Below are 25,945 nucleotides of genomic sequence, written 5' to 3' on the forward strand. Positions count from 1 at the left end.
TTAATGCGCAGCAACATCAGCCAGTGCCTCAAGGGTTGCCAGTGCAAGGAAGGTTTCACGCTCGTCTGCCGTGATCTCACCCTGCCAGCTCAGCAGCTCTGCCATCGTCAGAACCATAATCTGTTGTACGTGCAACTCTTGCTCGCTGCTCGGGTACTGCATCGCCGTTAGCGTTTGGCCTATCGGGTGATCCTGGTAACGGGCAAGTAGGACTTGGGCGCTGGTCATGCTGTACCTCCGGGGGGGTAGGTCTGAATGAGCGGCGGTATTTTTGCCGGGTGTACCGCCATCACCGGCCCTTATGCCTTGAGGGCCACAGCCTTGCTGCCGTGGGCACATTGTCGGGGCCATGTGCCAGAGCCCGTGCAACCCTGACTCAGGAGAGGACCAGGGCGGATTTGCTGCCGGGCATGAGGAGGAAGCCAGCAGCAAATTTACGACATCAGCCCGGGTTCTTCACCAGGCCCCGGAAATCCACCGGGAAGGCTGCGAACTCCAAGCGGGCTTTAACGTGCAAGCCGTCAATTTCCCAGCCTTCACGTTGTTCGTAGTGGGGGCGCCCTTCACCGGCCAGGTAAGCCCGGGTCACGGTGTCGATTTGGGCAGGGCTGGCGGCCATGTACCAGGCGCCTGTGTCCACTTCATCCAAACGGGGGTCTACTACCAGCTGCAGGCCACGCACAAACGCGGTGTTGGTGGCGTCATTGGTCGCGTCCGGGTCGTTGATAGAGTTCAGGATCTGTTCAGCCAAACCCTCAAGAGCGGCCGGCACAATCAGGAACCGGGGAACTACGTTGATGGGCGCAGTGCTGTTCAGGCCTTTCTGCTTTCGCATTGCCTGGCGGGCCATATCGATAGCGGCTGTTGACAGGCCGGAACCGGTCATCAGGTTGCCGTGGTCTGCATGGAACAAGGCTTTACCGTCCGCCAGCTTTGGGTTACCGGTCAGAACCTGATAGGTCAGATCCGCTTCTTTACGCTTGGCAGATTTACCGAAGGCCAGGGGCAGGCGAGTGAAGGCGTTCAAATCATCGTTGATGATGGCTTCCCGGGTCAGGGTGAACAGTCGGCCGTATTTTTCAACACGGAAAGTCATCGCGGCGTCACCGAATGAGCCGTGTTTGTATTCACCACCTTCTGCCACTTTTTGCAGGTCCGGTGCTTCGGAGAGTTGCACCATGGTCTGCTCTTTGAAGTCGGGTACTTCTACTTCGGCTGTCCAGGCTTCGTGAGATCCGTACTCATCTTCATAAGCTCTGCGCATCGACTTGCCGGCTACGTTGCCCAGCAGGTGGCTAAAGTCACTGGTTGAGTGCATGGAAAAGGCGCGGTCGAGAATCTGACGCTTGCTCATCAGACTGGTTGATGTGCCTTGCAGGTTCACCAGCTTTTCAGCCATTGCCACAACGTTCATACCCGCCAGCTCCCGGGCGCCATCGCTCAGGTTTTTTGATGACAGAACGTTGTTACGGGCCAGAATGGCGTCAGTTGCGTCAGTGAAAAAGTTTTTCAGGGGTTCGTCGTTGTTCATCGCGATTGCTCCGGAAGGTTTAGCGTCTTTGCCCAGCTCGTTCAGCAGGTGGGCGCGTACTGCGTCGGGTGTGTTCATGCCTTGAGCGATAAGGGCCTCAACCTTCACCGAACAGGCTGCATTGAACTGGTTGTGAAGCTCCACCAGGTTCTGAATTTCCCGGTAGTTGGTTTTGATCTGACTGTGAATCGTGGCGATACGCTCAGGCACATGGTCAAAGGCGCTCAGATCGGCGGAAGCTGCCACGGCCAGGGCCTGGGTTACCTCGTCCACAAAACCGAACTCCAGAGCTTCAGCAGCCGTCAGCCAAGTTTCAGCCGCCAGCATGTCATTCAACTGCGCATCGGGCAGGCCGGTCTTTTTGGCGTAGGCACTCACCAACGTTGGCTGGAACTTGTCGAGAATTTCACCGGCCTTGCGCATCGCGTCAGAGTCACCGACAGCACCGGACCATGGGCGGTGAATCATCATAATGGCGTTTTCCGCCATAACGGTTTTACCGGCCATGGCCACCACCGAGGCAGCGGAAGCGGCCAGCCCGTCGATATGGTTCACAACCGTTGGGATTTCATTCAAGGCGTTGTAAATGGCCAGAGCGTGGGCTACATCACCACCTTCAGAGTTAATGCGAACATTTACAGGCTTTGAGGTGTTCAGGGTCTTGAGGGCGTCGATAAAGGCTTTTGCAGTAATGCCACCTTCACCAATGGGGCCGTATAGATACACTTCGTTATCGGCCAAAAGGGCTTTGATTTTTGCGGGCATGGGGATGGCTCCTTGATTCATCTTCAAGGAGCTTACCCAGTCAGTTTAATTGTTGGTAAAAGACGGGTTTGACCGTGCTACATACCTTTCCGGGCATGCCAGCGCCAGCTAATATTTCTCGGATTCTTGATTGAGAAATTGTCAGACAATTGTCGAGGCAGAGATTACGGAGTTTGATAAGTGCCAGGGTAGCGTCTCGGTGTTCTACTTCCGGAACGGCTACCGTCATGGCCTGATAGATCACAGCCGCCTGTTTCAGTCTCGGCAACTTCAGAAGGTGGCCCAGCTCCATAATGAGCCGGTTTCGTTCAGCCTTCTGCCAGACGTTATGCAATTTCTTGGCGCTCTCTCCCTGTCTAACCGCCAGCCCCAAGCCCTCATCGATCGACTTAACCCGGCCGCGGCAGCAAAGCTTAAAAGCGTTCAGAAGCCACACCCGTAGATCTTCAGAGATTTCGTTACTGTGCTCCAGTTCAGCCATGAGCTCGAAGCATGCATCAATCGGGGTTATCTGTTTCATGCTGCACCCCCATTTTTTAGGGGCTGTTTCGACGCGCAGGCTTCTTCCCTTCGGTCATTCGTAGAAGCGTACCCATGGTAAATTATAAAGGTGTACACATAGCGACTACAGAAAAGCCGAAAAAGGGCCTGACTGATACACATAGCGACTACATTGTGAGGGCAAAACCCCGTTTTAGGGGGGTATGTAGTCGATATATGACTAGATTGATACACATAGCGACTACGGCTTTTAATTTTCAGGCTGCGGTTTTGAATTTCTGAAACAGGTTGCTCGGTGCCACTTTCGGGTTTACATCCAGTTTGCCTTTGCATTCGTCTATACCTCGCCAGGTGACTGCATAGAGGGCGCATCTGTGCCTTCCTCCGCTCCGGGTTTCCTCAATCAGTCCCGCTTCCAGCAGGTCTTTCAGGGCCTTGTTTAAGGTTCCGGGTGAGTTCCAGCCGCGTTGCTTCATAAGCGTCCACGCGGCCGTCAGATCGCCGTTGTTCTTGCCGGTGAACTGCGAGGCAATATCCACTAAAAGCTTTACCTGCCAGCCTCCCAGGCTGAGATAGGCTTCGCTGTTCAGTACCGGTTTCGGGATACTGAGGAAGGGAGCGGTGCTGGCCCTCCCGGTGTGCCTCGCTCGTTTATCGATCCCCATTGGCTACTCCGTATATTCAGCCAGCAGCCTGAACGCCTTACGGTGTGAGTCAGCATGGAGAACGTAGGCGCAATAGGTGACGGGTTTTCCATCCCTGTCCCGGCCTTTGCGTTGCTCCGAGTCAATCTGTAGGCCCTTGGCGCGTAGTGATGCAATCAGCTGAGGAACGCCATTGCAGCCAACAAGGGAAAACAGCTCACGAACAGAACGGGGGCCTTTTAACAGCTCTCTTAGGGTTCTATACTGACGGGGAGATGAAAGACGTTTGGTTGTGGTGGCCGGCGTCTTTTTCATTTCTTGCCCTCCTGCAGATCGATGTAGTTCATCATTTCCGCCAGCTCTACGGCCTTGCAGCCAGACACCCGCTCTATGCGTAGGTGGCCCAAGGCGATGGCGTCACTAATTTGGTGAGCTGGAACGTTTAGGGCGCGTGGAACTTCAGAAACGGCCAGGTACTGGCGGCCGTTGCGGAAGAACCAGCCGGGTTTGACGGTCGGGTTCATGACTCTCATGCTGCAGCCCCCTTACTGGCTTCCCAGGCTTCAACGTCTGAGAGCTTCCATCGGGTGCAGTTGGGGCCAAGTTTTACAGGGGAGGGGAAAGAGCCGTTCTTCGTCCAGCGCCAGGGAGTTACCCGGGAGACTTCATAGCGAGAGGCCAGCTCTTTATCAGAGAGGTACTTCTCTTTAACTTGGTGATTCATCGTTTTGCCTCATGTGACTTGTCGTAACACATGAGCAGTAAACCAGCGGGCGGATATTGGCAGGCACTAAACAGGTTTCAGAAAACCGGAGGGGCTATTTACCCCTGTTTATCGTACTCGTCTCGGATTTCTTTCCACCATTTGTGAGCCGCTTCTGTCGTATAGTCATCACTGAGACCAGCAGCCACAATGATTTTTCTTGCGGCTTCGAGTGTTTCTTTACGTTTGGGGGACTGGAAGAATGAAGCGGCGAGCCTTACTGCAGATTTGTGATAGGGCATGCCACGGCGCTGCCCAGGAAGTCGTTCTTCCAAAGCTAACCGGCAGCAGGTAGTAGCTTGATTGGCTCCGCTGTATGCTTCGAGAATCAGTTTTGTCATACCGAGAAACGGCAAATCATGTGCGGACAACATCAGAGGATACAACTCCGATTCAAGCGCCTCTGCCTTTTTGAGAGCATCTTTTAGCCGGTCGCGGGTTTCGTTTCTGAGCGGTCTCGACTGGCCAGGCGCCAGCATTTCCCAGCCATCCAAATGTTCATCACGAGCTTTTTTTTCCTTTAGGTAATCGGCTGCAGCGTTAATGTGCTGCTCTAATTCGGCGCACTTCATGCCTTACCCTCGCCAATCGCAACCACCTTGCCAGATTTGGCTTTTGCTTTGCCGTGATAGCAATATCGCTCCCAATCCGCCATTAACAGCCGGCGTTTATCCAGCAGCTCTGAACGTGCGTAGGCTGCGCGCGTGGCGTCACTGTTAACGTGAGCAAGGGCCAGCTCAGAAACTTCGTCAGGGTAGGCTGTATGCTCTCTCGCCCAATCCTTGAACGTTGAACGGAAACCGTGAGCGGTAACCGGCTGGTTCATGCGCTTAAGCAGGGCTGTCAGAAAGTTGTTTGAGGGTACGTCACCTTTTGGCCCGGGAAAGATCAAAGCATCTGGCGCGCCTTCACCCATGCCTTTCAGCAATTCAACGGCGGCATTGGTAAGGGGTACACGGTGAACCTTATCGGATTTCATGCGGTCAGCCGGCACTGTCCAGACTTTGCGGGTCAGGTCGATTTCCTGCCACGTTACGCCGGCTTTTCCTATTCGCTTATCTCCAATGACCTCGTTGGTGCGGCTGGCGGTCAAGATCAGAAATTCCAGGGCCCGGGCAGCTGTGCCAGTGCGCTTTTGCAGCGCCTTCATAAAGTCCGGCAATTGTTCCACTGGCAGGGCAGCGAAGTGCGCTTTCTTTTTGATCTTTTCCGGTGAGGAGTAGACCTCATCAAGGTAGCCTTGCCATTTGGCAGGGTTGTCGTTCGATCGGTAGCCGTGAATAGCGCACCACCCGAGAATGTTCTCAATACGGGCTCTAACCCGGTTGGCGGTTTCTGTTTTCTCATACCAGATAGGATCAAGTACCGCCTTGATGTGCGGAAGCTCAATTTCTCTTACCGGAATTTTGCCGAGGTGCGGAACTGCGTAGGTGGTGAGACTGTTCTCCCACTGTTGTTTCTGCCGGGGGTTTTTGAACTCTTTGGCTTTCATCTCGATGTAATTTTCCATCGCGGTGAGGAAAGTCATCGTGCTGAGTTGTGCCGCCAGCAGGTTACGCTTTAACAATTGTCGTTCTTCCAGGGGGTCTACACCCTCCCGGATTTTTTCTTTGACCTCCCGGGCCTTGTCGCGGGCCATGGCCAGGGTGATTTCAGGGTAGGGGCCAAGCCCAATATCAGGCCGGCGCTTTCCTACCTTTGTCCTCAGGATCCACTGCTTTGCGCCTGTTGGTGTCACTTTGAGCAGTAGGCCAGATACGCCACCGACTGGATAGCGCACTTCTATGGCTTCACTGGTCTTTGGGTCTATCCTGAAGGAAAGCCGTTTGACTTCAATGGGGGAAAGCTCTTTCGCAATCTTCGGCATGGTTGGCCCACATCCTGGCACACATAAAATGTTGTCATTCGATGCTACCCGGTGTTATCGTAAGAAACAAGCGAATCAGGTAAGTGTTTGTTTTTGATTGCGGGGTTTTGGTTTTTGGTGAGATAAATCAGGTGGTTACGGGTGTTTTAGAAGGTCTGGCCCACCGCCATTTTTCTTTTCAGATCAATATCCTGCGTAAACTTCCTTCGACCTGTCCGGTCAATTGATATCACACTCCTGCTTGAATCCAGTACACTGTTGTTCAGGTTCTTTGAATCCTGATGATGCGGGGTGATCCATGAATCAAAACGACGAAGCAACGGAACTGGAACAGCGGAAAGACCGGCGATTTTCAGTTTCGGCTAATCGCGGTAATGCAAGCCATCGGGTGCGGTATGTAGAGACCGGTGGTGCAGCTGTTGACACCGACGAGTGTACTTTCTGCCAGTCGGTTCCAGACCTTGATCATGAGGGAGAGGTTAAGGAGACAGAAGTTGCCGCCGTCCGCCACCCCAAGGAGGGGCAGCGACAGGGTGAGTGAGCCGTGGTTCGGGCTCAGATATCGTTGCGGCCAGGGAAGGTAGCCTGTTTTCTGGCTTCCGCTTCGCGGGCTCTGGCTTCAAGTTGCCCGGCATCGTTGACGGGTATTGTCCATCCCTTCAGATTTTCTTCCACCAACTCCACCAATGCGTTTATGTGGCCGGGAGTTGCGTTCAGGCAGGGTATATAGCCGAAGCCTTCACCGCCGGATTCCAGGAAGTACTCACGATTCTCTTCGTTGATCTCTTCAATGGTTTCCAGGCAATCCGACGAAAAGCCCGGGCAAAACACATCGATGGATTTTACTCCCACTCCAGGCAGGGACTTGAGGGTTTCGTCAGTGTACGGCTGCAACCACTCTTCGCGCCCGAATCGGGACTGGAAGGTCGTCATGTAGTCGTCTTTGCCCAAACCAAGCCTTTCTGCCAGCAGGCGTGAGGTCTTGTGGCACTCGCAGTGGTACGGGTCGCCCTTCTGAAGATACTTCAGGGGCACGCCATGATAGGAGAGGATCAGCTTTTCCTTGCGCCCGTGCTCTGCCCACCAGGCTTCAATATGCTGCGCCATGGCCTCAATGTAGGCCGGGAAATCGTGGTAGTGGGAGATAAACCGGAAATCCGGCAGCCAGCGGCGGCGAGTGAAGTCGTGAGCGATCGCGTCGAAGGTTGATGCCGAGGTTGAGGCGGAATACTGGGGGTAGAGCGGCAGCACCAGAAGCTTCTGCACGCCCTGTTGTTGCATCTCATCCAGCACCCGGGGTATCGATGGGTTGCCGTAGCGCATGGCAAAGCCGACCACCACATTGTTGCCGTAACGGGCCTGGAGAGCCTCGCGAACGCCCTCGGCCTGTTTGGCAGTGTGGATCAGAAGAGGCGAGCCTTCCGACTCCCACACACTGGCATAAGCCTTTGCGCTTCTGCTGGGGCGAATGCGAAGAATGATGCCATGCAGGATCAACCACCAGATCGGACGGGGCACCTCAACCACTCTGGGATCCCACAGGAATTCTGCCAGGTACTTGCGCAGCGCGGATGTTGTAGGAGCGTCAGGAGTGCCGAGGTTGGTGATCAGAATGCCGAGGCGTTCGGCCTGGTTGTGGCTGAAGTTTTCAGTCCCTTTGTATGGCATTGAACCTTATCCGGTTGTTGGGTTTTAACGCTGGCTGTTCTGCTTCAACATGCGTGGGATCAGCCCGGTGATGTCGTAGCCGGCCCGGTGAGCTTTGGATAACAACTCCTGGGGCTCGTGGTCGCGGGCGGCGCTGAGCGCCCATAATATGGTACAGCGAGTGCCAGAGCGACAGAAAGCGAGTACGGGCTTGTCCGCATTACGGATCATCGGGGCAAACTGATCGACGTCGTGATCGGATACGTTGCCGGACTCCACAGGCTGGTAAACCCACTTCAGGCCATGTGCGAGGGCTGCCGCTTCGATGTCGGCCATGGCGGGTTGCCCGGGATCTTCCCGATCGGGCCGATTGGCTACCAGTGTTTTGAAGCCAAGGCGGGCAATTTCGGCCACGTCGTCAAGGGCGATCTGTGGTGCCACTGAGATGTCTTCGTCGATCTTTCTGATATCCACTGAGGTTCTCCGAGATTCAACAGGCCGGGCCGACAGGCAGCCCGGCACAGCTTCAGGCGATGTCACGCTGAGCGAGATTGCGGTCCGGGGCTCTGGGTAGGTGCGGCCCGTTTCCGTTCGACTATTTCAAACAACATCATACCCGTCACCATGGATGCGACAAAGACCAGGCCCTTGATTTCTCCGGCGCCGAGCGCAACCAGCCCTGGCCCAGGGCAGAATCCCGCAATCCCCCAGCCGATCCCGAACATCATGCTGCCGATCACCAGCCGCTTCTCAATCCGGTCGTTACGCGGCAGCTTCATGTTGAAGCCGAGAAACGACAGCGTGCGTTTGCGGGCAACCGTAAAGGCGACCAGGCCAACGATGATGGCTCCGCCCATGACGAACGCGAGGGATGGGTCCCACAACCCTGCGATATCCAGAAAGCCAAGGACCTTCTCAGGGTTGGCCATACCGGACACAATCAAGCCCAAACCGAAAACCAGGCCGGCAAAGAGAGAGGCAAAAGAAAATTTCATGGCATCAGGCTCCGATCAGGTGGCGAATGACGAAAACGCTGATAAAGCCGGTCGCCATAAAACTCAGGGTGGCGACGAGCGAGCGTAATGACAACCGGAACAAGCCACACACACCATGGCCGCTGGTGCACCCGGACGCGTAGCGAGTGCCAATGCCCACCAGCAAACCGGCAACGATCAGCGCGGGATACCCGGCGTTGATCTCTATGGGAGGCAATTCCGCGAACAGCAGCCATACGGCAGGCGCACCGATCAGGCCAACGAGAAACGCTATACGCCACAGTATGTCGGTACGCACCGGAGTGAGCAGCCCACCCAGAATGCCGCTGATACCTGCTATACGGCCGTTGAGCAGAAGGAAGCTGGCCGCCGCAAGGCCGATCAGAATTCCGCCCGTGAGGGCAGCGCCAGGTGTGAACTGGCTCCAGGCAATATCAATCATCTACAGGCTCCAATGGAGTGGTTGCTTTTGGAATAAGGATATAATGGGGCGTGATAATAACAAAAAAAAGCCCGGCAAGGGATGCCGGGCAGAGGCGTGCGAGTAGTATCCATGAAAGACTTCCAGACAAACCGGCATCAACGGGGACACCGGTATCGAGAAGTATTGACCATATTTTGAGTAGTTCAAGCGAGCGTCCCAATTGTTTGAAAACATTTTTTCATATACCACCTCTTTTTATACTGCGGCCTTTCGCGGCGTGGGTTTCGGCGATGCAATCTTAGGCACTGAAATCGCGGAATGGCTGTAATACAATAGACTCTGAACCCCAACGAGCGCTCCCGAGAGGTATGCATGTCTGATCACGACGATCAAAATCCAGAGAATGATCCGCAACTGCCCGCAAAAATCAAGGATTCTGCTCGTCAGATCTGGTTGGCCGGGCTTGGCGCCTATACCAAGGCTGAAGAAGACGCCGGAAAGTTCTTTGATCGCCTGGTTCAGGAAGGTGAGCAGCTGGAATCCAAAACCCGGGGCGTTGTCGAAAAGCAGATCCGTACCGTAGAAGATCGAGTTGGTGAAGTGCGCGAGCGGGCGACGGGTACCTGGGATAAACTGGAGCATATGTTTGATCAACGTGTTTCCGGTGCGCTCCGGCGTCTGGGCATTTACCGAAACGAAGACATTGAAGCGTTGGAACGCCGTATTGAATCGTTGGAAAGTGAATTGACCCGGTTGCGGGGTGGCCGGTCTGCAGCGGGTGATGACGAGGAGTAGAGTCCGAAGCTCGCCCTCAGAGATAGGTTTCGCTGGTTAGGCGGACCTGCTCCTGCTCTTCTTCTGCCAGGTAGGGGAGTATCAGATGCAACATCTGGTGCACTCCTTTACCCGGGTCTACCGATTCCCGGTCGTCCAGGTGGGATAAGGTGTCGAAGCTGCTCCAGTAGCAGACTGTCAGTGTGAGCTGCTGACACAATGACTCGAGCTCAATCTTGCCCAGTTGCATTATTCCCTGTCGCCGGAAACTCTCACACAGCGAGTGAAAGGCCTGGTTCTTTTTCTTGAGCACGCGCCGAAAACGCACTTGAAGCTGGCTATAACGCGACAGCACGTTGACCAGATCCTGATACAGAAAGCGGTAACGTGCGACTGCCTCAAACAACAGGTGCAGGAAAAAGCTGAACTGATCCAGCGGAATTGCTGCGTCTTCGGGGACGGCCAGTAAATCCAACATCTCAGCTTCGAAACTGTCAAACAGTTCCTCGACAATGTCTCCCTTGCTCTTGAAGTGGTAGTAGAGGTTTCCGGGGCTGATATCCAGCTCATCTGAAATAAGCAGTGTGGTGACGTTGGGCTCGCCAACACAGTTAAACAGCTGAAGGCTGGTGCCGAGAATCCGATCCCTGGTTTTTATTTTCTTCATAGGCGCTCTATCAGTCCGTCACAGTTCAAAACTTGCCCATACCGGACAGTGATCCGAGGGGCGTTCCATGGCACGAACCGCGTAGGAGATACCGGCTTCTCTGGCCTTACCCAGCAGGCTGTCACTCGCCATGATCAGGTCGATACGCAGACCCCGTTTTGGCTCCCGCTCGAAGCCTTTGCTGCGGTAATCAAACCAGCTGAATGTGTCGGCGTCATCTGGGTGTAGATAGCGATAGACATCGGTAAAGCCACGGCCTTCAATCTGGCTCAGCCAATCGCGCTCTTCTGGCAGGAAGCTGCACTTGCCAGAACGTAGCCATCGCTTCGCATTGTCCGGGCCGATACCGATGTCCTTGTCGGTCGGTGAAATGTTCATGTCACCCATAACCACAATATGCCCAGGTTTGCTGGCCAGTTCATCGAGGTAGGTCATCAGGTCCGCGTAAAACTTCTGCTTGGCCGGGAATTTCACGGGATGGTCGCGGCTTTCACCCTGGGGGAAGTAGCCGTTGATGACGGTGAGAGGCTCGCCGTTGATGTCAAAGCGGCCGGTAATCAGCCGCTTTTGGGAATCTTCGCCGTCAGACGGATAGCCCTTGATCACGTAATCCGGTGCCTGCTTTGAGAGCAGGGCGACGCCGTAATGGGTCTTTTGGCCGTGAAAATGCACGTGGTAGTCAAGCTTCCGGATGGCTTCCTCCGGAAATTCCTCATCCCGAACCTTGGTTTCCTGAAGGCCGATAAAGTCTGGGTTGAGCTCTTCAATAACGGCTTCAAGCTGGTGCAGGCGGGTGCGGATACTGTTGACGTTAAACGACACGAACATCATGGCTGCGGAGTCTCCGAATCTGTTTGACGCGGAGTTTACCACACAGTCGCAGTGATACTGTGTGGCCGCAGCCTCACCTTCAGGATGTCAGGTCACACGCCGGATAACGAGTGACTTCATAGCGGATGTGGGCACTGAAATTTGTTTCTGAGTCGGCTCGAATGTTGGTCAGGCCCTTGTAGTGGGTCAGTGCGCCATTCTGGTTGTAGCCCAGTATGATTGGGTCCACCAAAAAGCGCAGAACCAGACTGGTCGGTCGAATCTGAACGACAATGTCGGCATTAAGCTTAGACTTGGGGGCCGGTTCAAGCACAAATCCATAGTGATCCCCGCGGGTTGGCGCCAGGAACCGGAACTCCACCGATTCGCCTGCAGTAACGGCCTGCCAGTGAGTTCTGACGAAATGGTCAAAGCCTGCGTCAACGACCAGGCCCTCGTCGAAACTCACGGTAAATACCTTCCGTTTGTCTTCGGGCGGTTGCCAGAGAATTTCAAGGCTCGTCGGTTCTGGGTAGGTAATCTGTAGTTGCTCATTAAAATCCGGCTGCTGAAAGTCGAGGCTGGGCCTGATTGGTGAGCCTTCATAGTTGAGCGTCTTGTTGGCAAAGCTGTTTGAATTCGACTCATTCTGGTACTCAACGTCATGCGCCAGGGGGCGGAAGCTGCCTTCTGTACAGATTCCGCTTACCCGGTGCATCTCTTGATACAGAACGGTATCGCCGTCGAGGTCTCTGGCGATCCCCTGGAATTCGAAGCGGTCAGCCGCATAGGTTGGGGCGGTGGCGCATAGCAAAAGTGTCAGTCGATACAGGTTGCGAATCATGAGGCCAACTCCGTGTACACGTGCTTTCGGATAAACAGAAGCAACGGGAACAGAACGAGCCAGCCGAGTGCTATGGCGGCCAATGAAAAAGTGAGGTCCGGGAGTGTAACGACGCCCAGTTTGCTGGCGGACCAGTAGGCCAGTGAGCCCGCAAAAGGGGCCAGTACAAATGGCAGCCATGGCCGTTGGGCCACCCAACTGAGGGAGTGGCAAAGGGTGGTCATAAAGATGGCCCAAATGGCGATAAGCCAGAGTGGCGCAGCCAGCACACTCTCTGTGCCGGCGAGCCCAAGTACGCCCGCCCGGAACCACAGTGTGTCGAGCAGGCCGCCAAGAACCACGCCCACCCCGATAAACTGCAATTCCGCAAACCGGGCCTGGCTGACCAGTAGCAGGTGTATCAACAGAAACAGGCCTGCCAGCGCAACAGCTGGCAGGCCCGGGAACAGTACGCACACGAACCAGCCAACCTGAAACAACAGGAAGTTGAGCAGGTTGCGGCCACCTTCTGAGGCGATCATAGGCTGATTATGTTGGTGCGTTTGTTGGCCGGCTTCGCCATCAGCAAGTGGGACACGCCAATGGCGCGTTCGCTGAAGCCAGCTTCACAGTAGGCAAAATAGAAGTGCCACAGGCGTTGAAAAGCCGTGTCGTAGCCTTGCTCGTCCAGAGCACCACGATTGGCCATGAAGCGCTCGGACCAATCGTGCAGGGTGCGAGCGTAGTGGAAGCCGAAGTCCTCTGCCTGCGCGAGCACCAGATCAGACCCGCGGCGCATGGAAGCCAAAATGGTGCCAAAAGACGGGATAAAACTTCCGGGAAAGATATAGCGCTGGATGAAATCGACGTTCTTCAACGCCCGCTCATAACGTTGCTCTGGCATCGTGATGGCCTGCACCAGCGCCAGCCCGTCGGGCTTCAGCAACTGGCTGATCTGGGACAGGTAACTGTCCAGAAATTGCGGGCCAACGGCCTCGATCATTTCAATGGATACCAGTTTGTCGAACTGGCCACTGAGATCCCGGTAATCGTCAAACAGCAGGGTGATACGGTCCTCGAGGCCCTCGGCCTGCACCCGTGCCCTGGCCAGTTCCAGCTGCTCTTTGGAGATCGTGGTGGTGGTGACATGGCAGCCGAAGTGTTTGGCGGCGTGGATGGCAAATCCGCCCCAGCCGGTACCGATCTCAACCACCTTGTCGCCGGGCTGCAAATCCAGCTTGCGGCAGATGACATCCAGCTTATGCACCGCGGCTTCTTCCAGCGTGGAATTTTCGCGTGGATAGATGGCTGAGGAATACATCATGGTGGGATCCAGGAACAGGCTGAACAGATCATTGCCCAGATCGTAGTGGGCGCTGATGTTCTTGCGCGAACCCTCCGGGGTATTGCGATTAAGCCAGTGTAAGGCCTTGAGGGTGGGTTTGCTGATCCAGCTGAACTTGTCCTCGAAGGCGTTCATGGTGTCCAGGTTGCGGGTAAAGAAGCGCAGCAGCGCCACCAGATCCGGGGAGCTCCAGTCGCCGGCCACATAGGATTCGGCAGCGCCCACGCTGCCGCCGGTCACCAGATCTCGCCAGGTACTGTGGTTATGAATGACCAGCTCTGCCGTCGGATAGCGTTCATCTGCTTTTCCGAATACCCGATCTTCAAAACCGGCCTCCCGAACCACCAGCTTGCCGTGACCGAGCTGGCCCAGTTGCTGGCACACCAGCTGCCGCGCCATGCGGCTTATCACAGGCAGGCGCTCCGCGGCGGTGCCTTGAGTTTCAGTGGCGGTGTTCAGGTTCTCCATGAGCTTACCCTTCCTGCAAGTTCGTTATTGGGTGATGTGGTTGCCGTCTGTTCGCTGATGTCCAGGCCCTGATCTTCCAGTCCCCGCCGATACGCAGCATCCTGCGTGTCGAGCTTGTCCGGGTGTGTGTGGAAGTGGGCACCTTTGAACTTCAGCTTCAGAGCATTCCAGTAAATGCCGGCAACGCCTTTGAGGGTTTCCAGTGGAAACCGCCGCAGGCTTCTATGCAGGGTTTTACGATCAAGTGCTGTGCGTTGGACTACCAGGGTGGCATCAAAATGTTTGTGGCTATCTTCTTCCACATTCATGTGAATGCGAAGTTCTGGCCCCCGGAAGCTGAACAACCACTGGTAGTGCTGGTTCATGCCGTTGAACGGTGACACATGAAAGCGTTTGCTGAAGGCGAAACGTTCGGTGTGCCAGTGTTCCCTGTCGCCGGGCCCGGGTTGCACGCACTCCAGACAGTACACATGGCGCTGCTTCCAGGGAGTGTTGGTGATTTGCGCCAGAATAACCCGGGGAACGTCGCCTTTATCAGGTGTTTGGCCCAGGGCATAACAGAGGTAGAAACTGACCGGGTTGAACACGTATCCCAGATAACGCGGGTGGGTGATCAGCTGGATCGGGCCGTCCGGTGTCCAGCCGGTAGCGGTCGCCACCCGTTTGATCACGGCCAGTCGCAGGTCCGGTTCCTGTGGGTCCAGGTAGTCCTTTCGGCTCAGCCCGAGCCAGTTGAATCGTTCAAGGGAAAAGAAAGGACTGATGCCGGTCACGCCGTGCCAGTCTTCCAGTTCCAGAGCCAACATTCCTATGTTGTACTGAAATTCGTGCTTAACCGGTAACTTACGGCGATGTCTTATGGTTCCTTCGAGCCAGTCACTGGCCATGCTCAGAGCTCCACACCAAAGGCCTTGGTCACTCTCAGTGCGCTGCGCACACCGTCTTCATGGAAGCCATTGAACCAGTAGGCGCCGCAGTAGTGAGTGCGGTTGTGGTTACCAATCTCATCGTATCGTTGCTGGGCCGCTACCGCATCCAACGTGAAAACCGGATGGTCGTATTCAAAGCGCTTGATCACTTTGTCAGGCGCGATGTCGTGGCTCCGGTTGAGGGTAACGCAGAAGGTTTCGGGTGCGTCGTCAAAGTTCTGCAGAATATTCATATTGTAGGTGACGGAAACCGGCCGGGTACTGTGCTCCGGAATCATATAGTTCCAGGCGGCCCAGGCCGTACGGTTTGACGGCAACACGCTGGCGTCGGTGTGCAGCACCACATCGTTCCTCTGATAGCCTATGGCGCCCAGAATGTCCCGTTCCCGCTCGGTGGGATCACTCAGCATGGCCAGGGCCTGGTCGCTGTGGCAGGCGAGCACGACCTGGTCGAACCGGTGGCTCTGGCCATTGGTGACAATCGTTACACCGTCGTCATCCCGCTGAATGGCGGACACGGGGCTGTTCAGATGCGTTTTCTGCCCAAGGCGCTCCATCATTCGGGTGACGTAAGTGGCGGAGCCGCCGGAGATCACCCGCCAGGTAGGCCGGTCGTCCACCGACAACATGCCATGATTGTTAAAGAACTGCAGGAAAAACCGGATCGGGAATTGTTCCAGAACGATTTCCGGAGCAGACCAGATAGCCGCCCCCATAGGCACGATGTAGTTTTTTCGGAAGTATCGGCTGTAACGGTTACGGTTGAGGTATTCGCCCAGGGTTTCCCCTTCGGGGATCTGACCATCAGCCAGGTCTGCCCGGGTTTCCTTGTTGAACCGGAGGATTTCCCGGATCATCTTTAGAAAATTCAGGTTGAACACGTTTTTACGTTGGGCAAAAAGAGTGTTCAGGCTGGTGCCGTTATACTGAAGGCCCGAGGAGTGGCAGTCCACGCTAAAGCTCATGTCACTGACTTCAGATGCCACACCCAGCCGGTCCATAAGCTTCATGAAACTGGGGTAGGTCCAGTCGTTGAACACAATAAAGCCGGTATTGACCGGCCAGGTGCGCCCACCGGCTTCGACCTGTTCGGTATTGGTATGGCCGCCTGCATAATCGGCGGCTTCAAAAAGTTCGACATCATGGTGCTCGGCAAGCAGCCAGGCAGCTGTCAAACCGGATACCCCGGCACCAATCACAGCAATTCGCTGACGATCCTGATTCATGCATTGTTTTCCTGTGGCAAACACTTCAAACGTTTTGGTCGGAGCTTCGGGCCATGGCGGCCGCCATTCGGTCGATTAACCCTTGAGGTAACGCCCCGAGGGCTTTGAGCAACCAGGTGAAGCGGCGAGGGAAGGCGATCTCGTTCTTGCCCTTGGTCAGACCAGCGCTGATCCGGTGGGCGGCTTCTTCCGCGGTGACCAGAAAGGGCATCGGAAAATCGTTGCGGTCGGTCAGCGGGGTTTTAACGAATCCAGGTGAAACCACCACCACCTCAATGCCTTCGGCGGCAAGATCGGCCCGCAGTGCCTGGGCAAAGTAGGTCAGGCCCGCCTTGGAGGCGCCATAGCCTTCAGCGCGGCTGAAAGGAAACCACCAGGCAGACGAACTGACAATCACCAACGTGGCAGGTTTGCCTTTGGCCCGGGTGGCGCGCAGGGCCGGCAGCGCAATATCCAGGCTACGGGCAGTGCCCAGAAGGTTGGTGGTCAGGTTGGCCTCAATCACCGAGCTATCATAATCGGCGATTTCCAGATACTCGCAGGTGCCGGCGTTCAGGATCGCCATATCAAGATCGCCGAAGTGATTCAGATTGTCCGCAATGGCGGCAAGTTCTTCACGGCTGGTCGTGTCGGCCACGGCCGTACTGATCTGAGTCGGCCAGTGCTGCGCCAGTTCATCCAGTGCATGCTGGCGCCGACCGCTGATGATCAGGTTATGGCCTTCGCTCGCCAGCTGACGAACGAGCGCGGCCCCGATGCCAGACGATGCCCCGGTCAGCCAGATATTGCTTACGGACTGCAGTCGCTTGCTCATCCTGCTTGCCTCTTGACCCAGCGAATGGCACCGCCCACCACTGGCAGGTTTTCATAAAGCAGCTGGCCGGCGTCGAAATAGTCACGGTGAAAGCGCACTTTGCCGTTACGGATTTCCAAGTGGCTGATACCGTCGACAAAAACAGGTTTTCCGTGGTTGATTCGCTTGTGACGGAGCTCCATGATCCACGGAATGCTGCACCAGCTTGTCTGCATAACCGGGTCGCCAAAGCGGAACTGGCATTCCAGAACGTTACGATAGGCCCCCGCCATATACTCCGTCAGGGCGTCGAGCCCGACCACTTTACCAAAGGGGTCCTGAAACTGGATGTCCTCGCCGTAAACAAGCGGTAGCTTGCTCAGATTCCCTTTGTCCAGCTGATTGAAAAGCTGGCAAAATTGCTCAAGAACGATCTGCAAAGCCCGCTCACGGGAGCACACTTCCACAACGTTGTCGGATGGTGTCATGGTCAGGACCTCCTCTGTCTGTTTCTGTCGGTGTCCATGGTTTCTTTCATGATGTGAGGCGGTATCGGGTTAAGGTCCCAGATGATGCCGAGCCGGGAGAGGAGCCACAGGCCGTACCAGGTGATGTCGATCTCATACCAGCGGAAACCCTGGCGCGCCGACTGCGGCCAGCGATGATGGTTGTTGTGCCAGCCTTCACCCAGTGTCAGGAGGGCCAGCCAGAAATTATTGCGGCTGTCATCGCTGGTCTCAAACCGGCGCTTGCCCCAAACGTGCGACAGGGAATTAATCGATACCGTGGAATGGAAAAGGGCGACGGTGGAGATAAAAAATCCCCAGACCAATAGTTGAAAGCCGTTAGTGCCAAGACCGGGAGCCCAGGTAGCAAGAGCCTCGCCCAGCAGGAAGATCATGACGGCAAACACGGCCGGCACCAGCGAATCAAATCGGTTGATGAACCGCAACTCAGGAAACTTCAACCAGTCCCGGACTCTTCGTTCGTCCATAGCAAAGCCGGCGTCACAGGTGAACCACCCGATATGTGACCACCAGAACCCTCCTTGATGGGGCGAGTGGAGGTCCTCAGGCCGGTCTGAGTGCTGGTGGTGATGGCGATGGTGTGCCGCCCACCATAAAGGTCCCCTTTGTGCCGAACTGGCACCAAGCACGGCGAACACAAATTGAGCAGGTCGGCTGGTTTTGAATGTCTTGTGTGAAAAGTATCGATGATAAAAGCCAGTGATTGAGAACATCCGAACCAGAAAAAAGGCAATGGCAAAGCCGACTGCAAACGGGCTTGCGCCGGTGTAAAGTGCCAGTAGGCAGGCCAGGTGCAGTGCGATAAAGGGAAGTACCCTGATCCAGTTGAATTTTCTGGAGCTTGTGTCGAGGTGATCTGATCCGGCTTCGGAGTCGAACCATCTCAGAATGTTTGTTAACCAGTAATTAACTCGGGTCATAAATTGCCATGCTCAAAGTAATGTCAGACACCCCTTCAATACGCAGTATCGCGGTAATCGGTTCAGGGCTCGCCGGTTTAACCTGTGCAATTTTACTTGGCCAGTCAGGCCATCATGTCAGTGTGTTTGAGAAAAGTCGCGGGCCGGGTGGGCGCATGGCATCTAAACGAGTGGCGGAGGGTTCTGCGGACATTGGAGCCCAGTACTTTACTGCCCGGAACCCGAAATTTTTGACGTTTCTTAAAGAGCATGCTGGGGTGGACAGTTTTCAGGAGTGGACTGCAAAGTTTGGTTTTCAGGGTCCCGGTCAAACCTGGCAGAGCTTTCCCGGCGAGCCTCGCTACGTGGGTGTTCCGCGAATGACGGCCATAACACGGGGGTTGTCCGAGAAAGTTTCGCTGCAGGCCCAGGTTCGCATTGCCCGGCTGAATCGGGTAGGTGCTCAGTGGCAGTTACTGTGTACCGACGGTGTCGATCGTGGCGTGTTTGACCAGGTAATTATCACCGCGCCACCGGCTCAGGCGGAGGAGCTGTTGTTGGAAAGTGGCCTGACTTCGCTTGCCGATCACGTTAAAGGGCCGGTGGGTGAGATTCTGCCATGCTGGGCTGTAGCAGCGCATTTTAATGAGGCTCCATTCACAGAATTTGAAGCGATGCGCCCGGATTCCAAAGCGCTCTATTGGGTGGCAAATAACTCATCAAAGCCGGGGCGGAATGACTCCGGGCAATGGTGGGTGCTGCATGCCACTCCGGAATGGACAGCGGCGCATGTGGATGCCAGCTCTGACGATGTGTCTGAACAGTTGCTTGCTGAGTTCGCAGCGATGCCCGGCCACAGCGGCGCCGCAGCAGATCAGGCCATAGCACATCGTTGGCTATACGCCCGCTCGGTTTCTGAGGGCCTGCCCGGCTATCTATTCGACGCGAAGGCGGGTGTTGGGATAGCCGGAGACTGGCTTGCCGGGGGCAGGGTGGAAGGTGCCTGGGACAGTGCCAGCCGGCTCGCCGAAGCAATGCTGGCTGGCTAACCCACAGGGGCGCTATTCGGTCAGGTCCGGAGCCGCTGAAACCGCGACTTCGGGCCGGCTGTAGAAGTGCGTGATGGTGCCGTCTTCGAATTTCGAGAAAAACGCACTGACATCGGTGATCTTCCTGAGCGAGCGTTCCCGGGTGATGGGGTTTTTAACCAACACCTTGATGCCGTTGAAATTGTCCTGAATGTTCGAGAATCTGGCCCGCATCGAACAGGTCACCACATCGTTAGCGTTCAGCCCCAGCTCGCCGGCCAGCCAGTGGCAGTGCGTGTGAATCTCTGCCTTGCTCATATTTTCCCGGGTATCCAGGTGCTTCAGTTTCACCCGGTTTACAATACAGAACGAGTAGCTCCTCGGCTGCTTGCGGGCAACCTTGCGGAAAGCTTCCCAGAAAAAGTTGTCGGTCAGCTCAGCGAAAAAGTTCATGTCACTCAGGCAGGTATCAATCCACTCGAAGTTCTCGGCATCTTCGAGCACTTCGTTGATCGCCTCGCGCAGCAGCCAGTCAAAACCGAGCGCGGTCTTGTGGGCGTATACCTTCCGGTACATTTGATAGCGGCTGTAAACGAAATCTTCGAGCGCGCCGAGCCCTTTCTGTGTAATCGCCAAGCCCATCCAGGGCTCCGAGACATCCCATCCAAATCGCAGATTGCTGAGCAGATGATCCAGGTTAAAGCCGCCAATGGTCACGGAGCTGTGAAAGCCGTCCCGAAGCATGTAGTCGGCCCGATCCGCATCGATTTCGCCCGACACAATCGATGACAACAGGCCCATAACCAGGCTTGGCACGTCCTGCTTTGTTATGGAACCGGCTACGGCGTCGTCTCCTGCAATAAAATTCCAGAAGGTTTGGGCATGGCGGCGGAACGTATCGCTGGGCGTGACCTGAGTGGTTTCCATGATGCCAATGACGTCTTCTGCATTCAGGCCCGCGCCTCCAAGGTCGACAGCGGACAGCACTTCGTGGGCGACCCGAACCGAGTAATGCTCATGCTCCAGCTCTTCAGGTTCTTCCGGGTGATACAGGGTGTAGTCCACGCCCTGCCACAGATCCAGAAAACGCTGGGGCCGGGACATCAGATCGCGAATGCGGCGGGCCTGGGTGAACTGATGTGAAAAGCTGGAGTGGCCGCTGTCGTGCAGCAGGCACCCGAGCCGGATCACCTTGGCCAGATAGTCGATCGCATCGAGCTGACTGAGGCTCAGATCTGTTCGTTCGCTGAGCTGACGCTCCCGCAGGTAGGCATCAATCATCGAGCGAAACATCCGGGTGCCTACGTGCATCACACCGATGCTGTGCAGAAACCGGGAATGGGTCGCCCCGGGGAATACCAGGCTCAGAATGTCGTTCTGGCAAATGTTTCGCAAACGCTGAAACAGGGGGTGGTCGATGACCTGGATTTCGTGCCGATAGAGCGGAATGCCACCATGAACCGGGTCCATGATCAGCTTGTCGTAGGCACCGAGCAGGTCATTGACGGCACGTCGCATGGTTACAAATCTCCCAAAATGATGAGTCTGGCCTTGTTATATCACAAGGGCATGCCAGAATAGGCGGTATAAAGCCGGTTTTTCTTTTATCGCTGGTAGTTTAGGGCAATCAACATGACCTCGCGCACTGAGCGCATACTGATTATCGACGCCGACGAACAGGCCCGCTTAGACTTGTCACGGTACCTTGAGGCCAGGGGCTTCTACGTGACCGGTTATCCGGATCTCAGTGCTGCCCGGTGCCTTTTCAATGACAGCATCCCCGATGTGATCTTCGCAGACCTGTCACCTGAGGCCATCAGGGATCTTTCCCGTCGGCTGGATCAGGCGGAGAGTTTCACTCCGATCGTAGCCTGTTCCAACAGTCCATCGAGTAACGAGGTTGTTCAGTTGCTTCGTGCCGGCGCAGCCGATGTTGTGCTCAAACCTTGCAATGACGACAAGGGTGCATTGGATGATGTGATCGGTAAGCTGTTTGACCGGGTTCGGGTTAACCGCCTGAACCAGCTATACCGGCAGGAGCTCGAAGAAGCCAACCGGGATTTGCGCAGTGGCATTGCAGAGCTGAGGGCAGACCAGAACGCGGGCCGCAAGGTGCAGCTCAAAATGCTGCCGGACCACAAGCTGGAATTGTCGGGCCTGCATGTGGACCACCTGATCAAACCCTCCCTGTACCTGAGCGGCGACTTCCTCGATTACTTCCGCCTTACCGAAGACAAAGTGTTGGTGTATATCGCAGATGTATCCGGCCATGGTGCCAGTTCCGCCTTTGTTACCGTTCTTCTGAAAAACCTGACCAATCGCCTTCAGCGCAACCTTCGCCGGAAATCCAGTGACGACATTCTGCACCCGGAGCGCTTCCTCGAACGCATTAACTCCGAATTGCTGGATACGGGTCTCGGCAAACACGTAACGGTCTTTGTAGGCATTATTTCAATTTCTGAGCGAATATTAAGCTATGCGGTAGGGGCTCACTTCCCAATGCCGATACTTTCGTATCTGGATGGCGAGACCCGTTTTCTGGAAGGTAGCGGGTTGCCGGTGGGGCTTTTTGAGACACCGGAGTGGGAGCTGTACACGGTAAAACTTGATCGCCCCTTTCGGTTGTTGCTCTTTTCAGACGGTATTCTGGAAGTGATCGCCGCGAAATCGCTGGATGAAAAGGAAAAGACACTACTTGAACTCGTTTCAGGAGGTAGTCACACTATCGCATCGCTGAGCGACGCTCTGGGCCTTGGTAAAATCTCGGAGCTGCCTGACGATATAGCGATAGTATCGGTAACTGACTCGTTAATCGGGTCAGATAACACGTCGTCGACTTAGTGGCAGTGTGAAAATGGCTGGTTATAAGATCCTGCAGGCAGACAAGCAGGGAATTTACGTCCTGAAGTTTATTGGAGAAATCCGGCTGAACCTGTGTTCGACGCTGGACAATCTGGTTGAATCCATAACACGGGACCCTGAGTTCAAAACCGTGGTTATTGATCTGACCGAAACGGAAATTGTCGATAGCACTACCCTGGGGCTGCTTGCCAAGATCGCAATGGCAGCGTTTAAACAGAGTCAGTTTCTGCCAACCCTTATTTCCACAAACCCCGATATAACCCGCATAATTTCCTCTATGGGCTTTGACAAAATATTTATTATTGTCCGCGAGCCTGCCTCCCGAATTGAAGAACTTGAAGAAATTCCCGTGCTCAAGGCCAGCGAGCAGCAGGTTCGCGATAAAGTGCTGGACGCCCATAAGGTACTCATGGGAATGAACAGTAAAAACCGGGAGGAATTCAAGAATCTGGTGCGTGCCCTGGAGTGCGAGGAGCCGGGCTGAGCCCGGTCATCTGCCGCTGCGGGGTCTTGTCCGACATCAACAAACGGAAGGGATATGCCTGATAACGCAACGCCCATGAAAGATATGGCGACTTCACAGAACGTAACAGTGCTCGGCGGCGGTAGTTTTGGGACCGCAATGGCCAAAGTGCTGGGTGAAAACGGCCATACCGTGCATTTTTGGATGCGCGACGAGCAACAGGCCGATGAAATCCGTTCCACTCGTATCAATGCCCGCTACATGCCGGGAATCGTTCTGGAAGGTGATATCCAGCCAACAACCGATCTTGCCGGAGCGGTCAGCAAATCGGATGTGGTTTTCGTTGCCATTCCATCAAAAGCCTTTCGTTCGGTTATCCGGGATAACAGCCATGCGTTCCGGGAAGGTCAGATTGTTGTCAGCCTGACTAAAGGCATTGAAGAGCACGGCTTCAAGCTGATGAGTGAGATCCTGCTGGAAGAAATACCCCGTTGCCGTTCCGGTGTGCTCAGCGGCCCCAATCTGGCCGGAGAAATTGTTAATCGGGAACTCACTGCCACCGTAATCGCAGCGAAAGACCCCGAGGTTCGCCGTGCGGTTCAGGATCTGCTGGGCTGCGAGTATTTCCGGGTTTATGCCAACGTTGATGTTTATGGCGTGGAGCTCGCCGGAGCCTTGAAAAACATCTACGCCATAGTGGCGGGCCTTGCCTCGGCTCTGGAGTTGGGCGAAAACGCTAAAGCCATGCTGATTACTCGCGGATTGGCAGAAATGAGCCGGTTTGCCGTCAGTCTTGGTGCTAACCCGATGACGTTTATGGGGCTGGCGGGCGTGGGCGACCTAATTGCAACGTGCACCTCCAACAAGAGCCGTAACTTCCGCGTTGGTTACGCGGTCGGTAAAGGTAAAAAGCTGGATGAAGCCGCACAGGAGCTTGGCCAGGTAGCCGAGGGTATCTATACGCTGAAACTGGTGCGCGAAAAGTCTGATTCAATAGGCATCTACATGCCCCTGGTGCGCGGGTTGTACGAAATTCTTTACGAAAACGCATCAATAAGTGCAGTGATTAACAGCCTGATGATGGCGGTTCAGAATTCAGACGTCGAGTTTATCTTGCCGCGCACCATTACCCAGTAGTGAGTTGACCTGAGAGAGGGGAGTGTTATGCACTTGATCATCATGCGCCACGGAGAAGCGGGATGGCACACCCTGGACCAGGACAGAGAGCTGACCGAAGCTGGCCGGGAAGGCGTAGCCTCCGTGGCGGCACAGATTGCGGAATCACCGTGGCGGCCGAGGCTCATCTGGTGCAGCCCGTTGACCCGCGCAAGGCAAACGGCCGCCATTGTCTCGGAGGTTCTGAATTGTCCCGTGGAAGAGAAGCTGTTTATCACGCCGGATGACGACCCGGGCCGATGCCTTGATGCCCTGCTGGAAAACCACGAATCGCCGTTGATGCTGGTGTCTCACATGCCGCTGGTAGGCAGCCTTTCAACACTGCTGGTTGATGGCCATCGCAAAGGCATTCCGTTCATGACCTCCCAGGCCGTGCTGCTGGATATGCCGGTGGTTGGCCCGGGGTGTGCGGACTTGAAAGCCCAGTTTCTGCCCTGATTAACCACCTGTATCCAATACTGCAACTGGTTCTGAGCCTCTATGTACAGCTTTCCCATTGACTATGTTGAACCCGTGTTCCGGCCGCCCAGTGAGGCAAAATCCCTTATTTTGCCGGTCACTAACGGATGTTCCTGGAATAAATGTACGTTCTGCGAAATGTACACCCAGCCTCAGAAAAAGTTCCGCGCACGAAAGCCAGACGACGTCAGAGCCGACATTGAAAAGGCCGCCAAAGCCTTTGGTACGGTACCGCGGGTGTTCCTGGCGGATGGCGATGCGATGGTACTGCCGACCCGCCGGTTGCTAGAGATTCTGGGGGATCTGAAACAAGGTTTCCCGGGGCTCGAGCGGGTATCCAGTTATTGCTTGCCACGAAACCTTGCCAAAAAGTCGGTGCAGGAGCTGTCGGAACTGAAAGATGCGGGCCTGGGCATACTTTATGTCGGGATGGAATCGGGTGACGACGAAGTTCTTCGCCGGGTCAACAAAGGTGAGACCTGGGAGACCACCCGGTCGGCCCTCAACAAAATCAAACAGGCTGGCCTGACGAGCTCTGTGATGGTGCTGAATGGACTGGGTGGTGAAAGCTTGTCTCGGCAACACGCCATCAATACGGCCACCCTGTGCAATGAAACACAGCCGGACTATCTGTCGACCCTGGTGGTGAGCTTTCCCCAGGGTGAAGAGCGCTTTCGGGAAGGTTTTGGTGAGGACTTCGTGCCTCTCAGCCAGCAGAGTCTGCTTGAGGAGATTCGTGTGTTTCTCGAACATCTTGAGCTGGATAACACGATTTTTCGCAGCGATCACGCCTCGAATTACCTGGTCCTGAAAGGCGTTCTTGGCAAAGACAAGCAGCAACTGCTGGATCAGGTCAGTCTGGCCATCACACAGCCGGATGCGGTGCCTTTGCGCGCTGAGTGGATGCGTGGCCTTTAATCCGGATCGATCAGGAGGTGAACGGTGAGCGGAAAGCCAGACGATATCGAAAAAGCCGTTGCGCAAAGTACCGGTAACAGACCACTACCGCCAATTGATCAATGGGCCCCGGAACTGTCCGGCGACATGGACCTGGTGATTACACGGGATGGTCGGTGGATTTATCAGGGCGAGCCAATCGCCCGGGAGGCGACCGTTAAGTTGTTCTCTACAATTCTGCGCAGAGAGGAAGACGGGCACTATTACCTGGTTACGCCAGTCGAAAAGTGGCGGGTACAGGTTGAGGATACGCCCATACTCGCGCATTCCCTGGCGGTGGAAGGCGAAGGCGAAAACCGGACGCTCTCGATCACGACGAATATGGGTGAAACGCTCGATATCAGCGACCAACACCCCCTGACGGTCGGCAACTATCCAAACAGCGAAGAGCCCCGGCCAGTGGTATGGGTGCGCCATGGTGTCGAGGCCCGATTGGTCACCAGTGCATTTTATGATCTTGCTGAGCTTGCAGAGGCGCGTATGATCGCAGGCGATCAGCAGCTGGGCGTGTTTAGTCACGGAAAATTCTGGAAAATCGGGGAGGGTGGTTGAAAACCGCCACCCCGCCCCCACAAAGAAGGTAGAAAACGCAGTCTGTCACT

At 55.4% G+C, this 25,945-nt stretch carries 33 protein-coding genes; 9 read left to right on the plus strand and 24 right to left on the minus strand.

Going from position 1 to position 25,945, the window contains the following annotated elements:
* The 9 genes from QPL95_RS03265 to QPL95_RS03305 form a co-directional block, all read right to left on the minus strand.
* Complete coding sequence (locus tag QPL95_RS03265; protein ID WP_303289562.1) at window positions 1-228, minus strand: hypothetical protein; 228 nt, start codon at window positions 226-228, stop codon at window positions 1-3.
* Between the two features lie 214 nt (window positions 229-442).
* Complete coding sequence (locus QPL95_RS03270) at window positions 443-2,296, minus strand: head maturation protease, ClpP-related (RefSeq protein ID WP_303289563.1); 1,854 nt, start codon at window positions 2,294-2,296, stop codon at window positions 443-445.
* Between the two features lie 40 nt (window positions 2,297-2,336).
* On the minus strand, window positions 2,337-2,816 hold the full coding sequence (locus tag QPL95_RS03275) for a hypothetical protein (protein WP_303289564.1): 480 nt from the start codon (window positions 2,814-2,816) through the stop codon (window positions 2,337-2,339).
* Window positions 2,817-3,054: 238 nt separating this feature from the next.
* Window positions 3,055-3,462: a hypothetical protein gene (locus QPL95_RS03280; RefSeq protein ID WP_303289565.1), complete on the minus strand. Its 408-nt coding sequence runs from the start codon at window positions 3,460-3,462 to the stop codon at window positions 3,055-3,057.
* Window positions 3,463-3,465: 3 nt separating this feature from the next.
* Window positions 3,466-3,756 carry a hypothetical protein gene (locus QPL95_RS03285; protein ID WP_303289566.1) on the minus strand — a complete coding sequence of 97 codons (291 nt, stop codon included), beginning with the start codon at window positions 3,754-3,756 and terminating at the stop codon, window positions 3,466-3,468.
* Window positions 3,753-3,974 carry a hypothetical protein gene (locus QPL95_RS03290; protein WP_303289567.1) on the minus strand — a complete coding sequence of 74 codons (222 nt, stop codon included), beginning with the start codon at window positions 3,972-3,974 and terminating at the stop codon, window positions 3,753-3,755. Before QPL95_RS03290 ends, QPL95_RS03285 begins: the two co-directional genes overlap by 4 nt.
* Window positions 3,971-4,165: an AlpA family transcriptional regulator gene (locus tag QPL95_RS03295; RefSeq protein WP_303289568.1), complete on the minus strand. Its 195-nt coding sequence runs from the start codon at window positions 4,163-4,165 to the stop codon at window positions 3,971-3,973. The genes QPL95_RS03290 and QPL95_RS03295 overlap by 4 nt, the downstream gene beginning before the upstream one ends.
* Before the next feature lie 98 nt (window positions 4,166-4,263).
* Window positions 4,264-4,776 carry a hypothetical protein gene (locus QPL95_RS03300; protein ID WP_303289569.1) on the minus strand — a complete coding sequence of 171 codons (513 nt, stop codon included), beginning with the start codon at window positions 4,774-4,776 and terminating at the stop codon, window positions 4,264-4,266.
* Complete coding sequence (locus QPL95_RS03305; protein WP_303289570.1) at window positions 4,773-6,071, minus strand: site-specific integrase; 1,299 nt, start codon at window positions 6,069-6,071, stop codon at window positions 4,773-4,775. The genes QPL95_RS03300 and QPL95_RS03305 overlap by 4 nt, the downstream gene beginning before the upstream one ends.
* Before the next feature lie 298 nt (window positions 6,072-6,369).
* On the opposite strand from QPL95_RS03305, the gene QPL95_RS03310 reads away from it, so the two are divergent.
* Window positions 6,370-6,612 (plus strand): hypothetical protein, encoded by a 243-nt coding sequence (locus QPL95_RS03310; protein WP_303289571.1) that lies wholly within the window; start codon window positions 6,370-6,372, stop codon window positions 6,610-6,612.
* Between the two features lie 14 nt (window positions 6,613-6,626).
* On the opposite strand, the gene hemH is transcribed toward QPL95_RS03310, so the two are convergent.
* From hemH to QPL95_RS03330, 4 genes are all read right to left on the minus strand, one after another.
* Window positions 6,627-7,739 (minus strand): ferrochelatase, encoded by a 1,113-nt coding sequence (hemH, locus tag QPL95_RS03315; RefSeq protein WP_303289572.1) that lies wholly within the window; start codon window positions 7,737-7,739, stop codon window positions 6,627-6,629.
* A gap of 24 nt (window positions 7,740-7,763) precedes the next feature.
* Window positions 7,764-8,192 (minus strand): TIGR01244 family sulfur transferase, encoded by a 429-nt coding sequence (locus QPL95_RS03320; protein ID WP_303289573.1) that lies wholly within the window; start codon window positions 8,190-8,192, stop codon window positions 7,764-7,766.
* Between the two features lie 62 nt (window positions 8,193-8,254).
* The gene (locus tag QPL95_RS03325) at window positions 8,255-8,713 is read right to left on the minus strand and encodes a YeeE/YedE family protein (protein WP_303289574.1); all 459 of its coding nucleotides are present in this window, start codon (window positions 8,711-8,713) and stop codon (window positions 8,255-8,257) included.
* A gap of 4 nt (window positions 8,714-8,717) precedes the next feature.
* The gene (locus tag QPL95_RS03330; RefSeq protein WP_303289575.1) at window positions 8,718-9,155 is read right to left on the minus strand and encodes a YeeE/YedE family protein; all 438 of its coding nucleotides are present in this window, start codon (window positions 9,153-9,155) and stop codon (window positions 8,718-8,720) included.
* A gap of 354 nt (window positions 9,156-9,509) precedes the next feature.
* On the opposite strand from QPL95_RS03330, the gene QPL95_RS03335 reads away from it, so the two are divergent.
* The gene (locus tag QPL95_RS03335) at window positions 9,510-9,932 is read left to right on the plus strand and encodes a phasin family protein (protein ID WP_303289576.1); all 423 of its coding nucleotides are present in this window, start codon (window positions 9,510-9,512) and stop codon (window positions 9,930-9,932) included.
* A 16-nt stretch (window positions 9,933-9,948) separates the two neighbouring features.
* Here QPL95_RS03335 and QPL95_RS03340 read toward each other — a convergent pair whose 3' ends face one another.
* The 10 genes from QPL95_RS03340 to QPL95_RS03385 form a co-directional block, all read right to left on the minus strand.
* Window positions 9,949-10,578, minus strand: coding sequence for a TetR/AcrR family transcriptional regulator (locus tag QPL95_RS03340; protein ID WP_303289577.1), 630 nt, complete (start codon window positions 10,576-10,578; stop codon window positions 9,949-9,951).
* 18 nt (window positions 10,579-10,596) lie between these two features.
* Entirely contained in the window at window positions 10,597-11,409 is an 813-nt protein-coding gene (gene xthA / locus QPL95_RS03345; protein WP_303289578.1) for an exodeoxyribonuclease III, read from the minus strand.
* A gap of 79 nt (window positions 11,410-11,488) precedes the next feature.
* Window positions 11,489-12,232, minus strand: coding sequence for a hypothetical protein (locus tag QPL95_RS03350; protein WP_303289579.1), 744 nt, complete (start codon window positions 12,230-12,232; stop codon window positions 11,489-11,491).
* A complete protein-coding gene (locus QPL95_RS03355) occupies window positions 12,229-12,753 on the minus strand; it encodes a DUF2878 domain-containing protein (RefSeq protein ID WP_303289581.1) in 525 nt (174 codons plus the stop codon). The genes QPL95_RS03350 and QPL95_RS03355 overlap by 4 nt, the downstream gene beginning before the upstream one ends.
* Complete coding sequence (locus QPL95_RS03360) at window positions 12,750-14,024, minus strand: cyclopropane-fatty-acyl-phospholipid synthase family protein (RefSeq protein ID WP_303289582.1); 1,275 nt, start codon at window positions 14,022-14,024, stop codon at window positions 12,750-12,752. The genes QPL95_RS03355 and QPL95_RS03360 overlap by 4 nt, the downstream gene beginning before the upstream one ends.
* On the minus strand, window positions 14,012-14,911 hold the full coding sequence (locus QPL95_RS03365; protein WP_303289583.1) for a DUF1365 domain-containing protein: 900 nt from the start codon (window positions 14,909-14,911) through the stop codon (window positions 14,012-14,014). Before QPL95_RS03365 ends, QPL95_RS03360 begins: the two co-directional genes overlap by 13 nt.
* Before the next feature lie 2 nt (window positions 14,912-14,913).
* Complete coding sequence (locus QPL95_RS03370) at window positions 14,914-16,179, minus strand: NAD(P)/FAD-dependent oxidoreductase (RefSeq protein ID WP_303289584.1); 1,266 nt, start codon at window positions 16,177-16,179, stop codon at window positions 14,914-14,916.
* Between the two features lie 25 nt (window positions 16,180-16,204).
* Complete coding sequence (locus QPL95_RS03375) at window positions 16,205-16,993, minus strand: SDR family oxidoreductase (protein WP_303289585.1); 789 nt, start codon at window positions 16,991-16,993, stop codon at window positions 16,205-16,207.
* Window positions 16,990-17,460: a nuclear transport factor 2 family protein gene (locus QPL95_RS03380; protein WP_303289586.1), complete on the minus strand. Its 471-nt coding sequence runs from the start codon at window positions 17,458-17,460 to the stop codon at window positions 16,990-16,992. The genes QPL95_RS03375 and QPL95_RS03380 overlap by 4 nt, the downstream gene beginning before the upstream one ends.
* 2 nt (window positions 17,461-17,462) lie before the next feature.
* Window positions 17,463-18,419, minus strand: coding sequence for an acyl-CoA desaturase (locus QPL95_RS03385; protein ID WP_303289587.1), 957 nt, complete (start codon window positions 18,417-18,419; stop codon window positions 17,463-17,465).
* A 20-nt stretch (window positions 18,420-18,439) separates the two neighbouring features.
* On the opposite strand from QPL95_RS03385, the gene QPL95_RS03390 reads away from it, so the two are divergent.
* A complete protein-coding gene (locus QPL95_RS03390) occupies window positions 18,440-19,447 on the plus strand; it encodes an NAD(P)/FAD-dependent oxidoreductase (RefSeq protein WP_368389723.1) in 1,008 nt (335 codons plus the stop codon).
* Between the two features lie 12 nt (window positions 19,448-19,459).
* On the opposite strand, the gene QPL95_RS03395 is transcribed toward QPL95_RS03390, so the two are convergent.
* Window positions 19,460-20,944 (minus strand): HD domain-containing protein, encoded by a 1,485-nt coding sequence (locus QPL95_RS03395; RefSeq protein ID WP_303289589.1) that lies wholly within the window; start codon window positions 20,942-20,944, stop codon window positions 19,460-19,462.
* A gap of 114 nt (window positions 20,945-21,058) precedes the next feature.
* On the opposite strand from QPL95_RS03395, the gene QPL95_RS03400 reads away from it, so the two are divergent.
* The 6 genes from QPL95_RS03400 to QPL95_RS03425 all read left to right on the plus strand — a co-directional run bounded on the left by QPL95_RS03400 (window position 21,059) and on the right by QPL95_RS03425 (window position 25,895).
* Window positions 21,059-22,267 carry a PP2C family protein-serine/threonine phosphatase gene (locus tag QPL95_RS03400; RefSeq protein WP_303289590.1) on the plus strand — a complete coding sequence of 403 codons (1,209 nt, stop codon included), beginning with the start codon at window positions 21,059-21,061 and terminating at the stop codon, window positions 22,265-22,267.
* Window positions 22,268-22,280: 13 nt separating this feature from the next.
* Window positions 22,281-22,772 carry an STAS domain-containing protein gene (locus QPL95_RS03405; RefSeq protein WP_303289591.1) on the plus strand — a complete coding sequence of 164 codons (492 nt, stop codon included), beginning with the start codon at window positions 22,281-22,283 and terminating at the stop codon, window positions 22,770-22,772.
* Between the two features lie 84 nt (window positions 22,773-22,856).
* Window positions 22,857-23,888: an NAD(P)H-dependent glycerol-3-phosphate dehydrogenase gene (locus QPL95_RS03410; protein ID WP_303289728.1), complete on the plus strand. Its 1,032-nt coding sequence runs from the start codon at window positions 22,857-22,859 to the stop codon at window positions 23,886-23,888.
* A 27-nt stretch (window positions 23,889-23,915) separates the two neighbouring features.
* On the plus strand, window positions 23,916-24,365 hold the full coding sequence (locus tag QPL95_RS03415; protein WP_303289592.1) for a histidine phosphatase family protein: 450 nt from the start codon (window positions 23,916-23,918) through the stop codon (window positions 24,363-24,365).
* A gap of 42 nt (window positions 24,366-24,407) precedes the next feature.
* Window positions 24,408-25,304, plus strand: coding sequence for a radical SAM protein (locus QPL95_RS03420; protein ID WP_303289593.1), 897 nt, complete (start codon window positions 24,408-24,410; stop codon window positions 25,302-25,304).
* A 24-nt stretch (window positions 25,305-25,328) separates the two neighbouring features.
* Window positions 25,329-25,895, plus strand: a complete 567-nt coding sequence (locus QPL95_RS03425; RefSeq protein WP_303289594.1) for a DUF1285 domain-containing protein — start codon at window positions 25,329-25,331, stop codon at window positions 25,893-25,895.
* Window positions 25,896-25,945: the final 50 nt, after the last annotated feature.

The organism is Marinobacter sp. SS5-14b (assembly GCF_030541005.1).
Lineage (GTDB): Bacteria > Pseudomonadota > Gammaproteobacteria > Pseudomonadales > Oleiphilaceae > Marinobacter.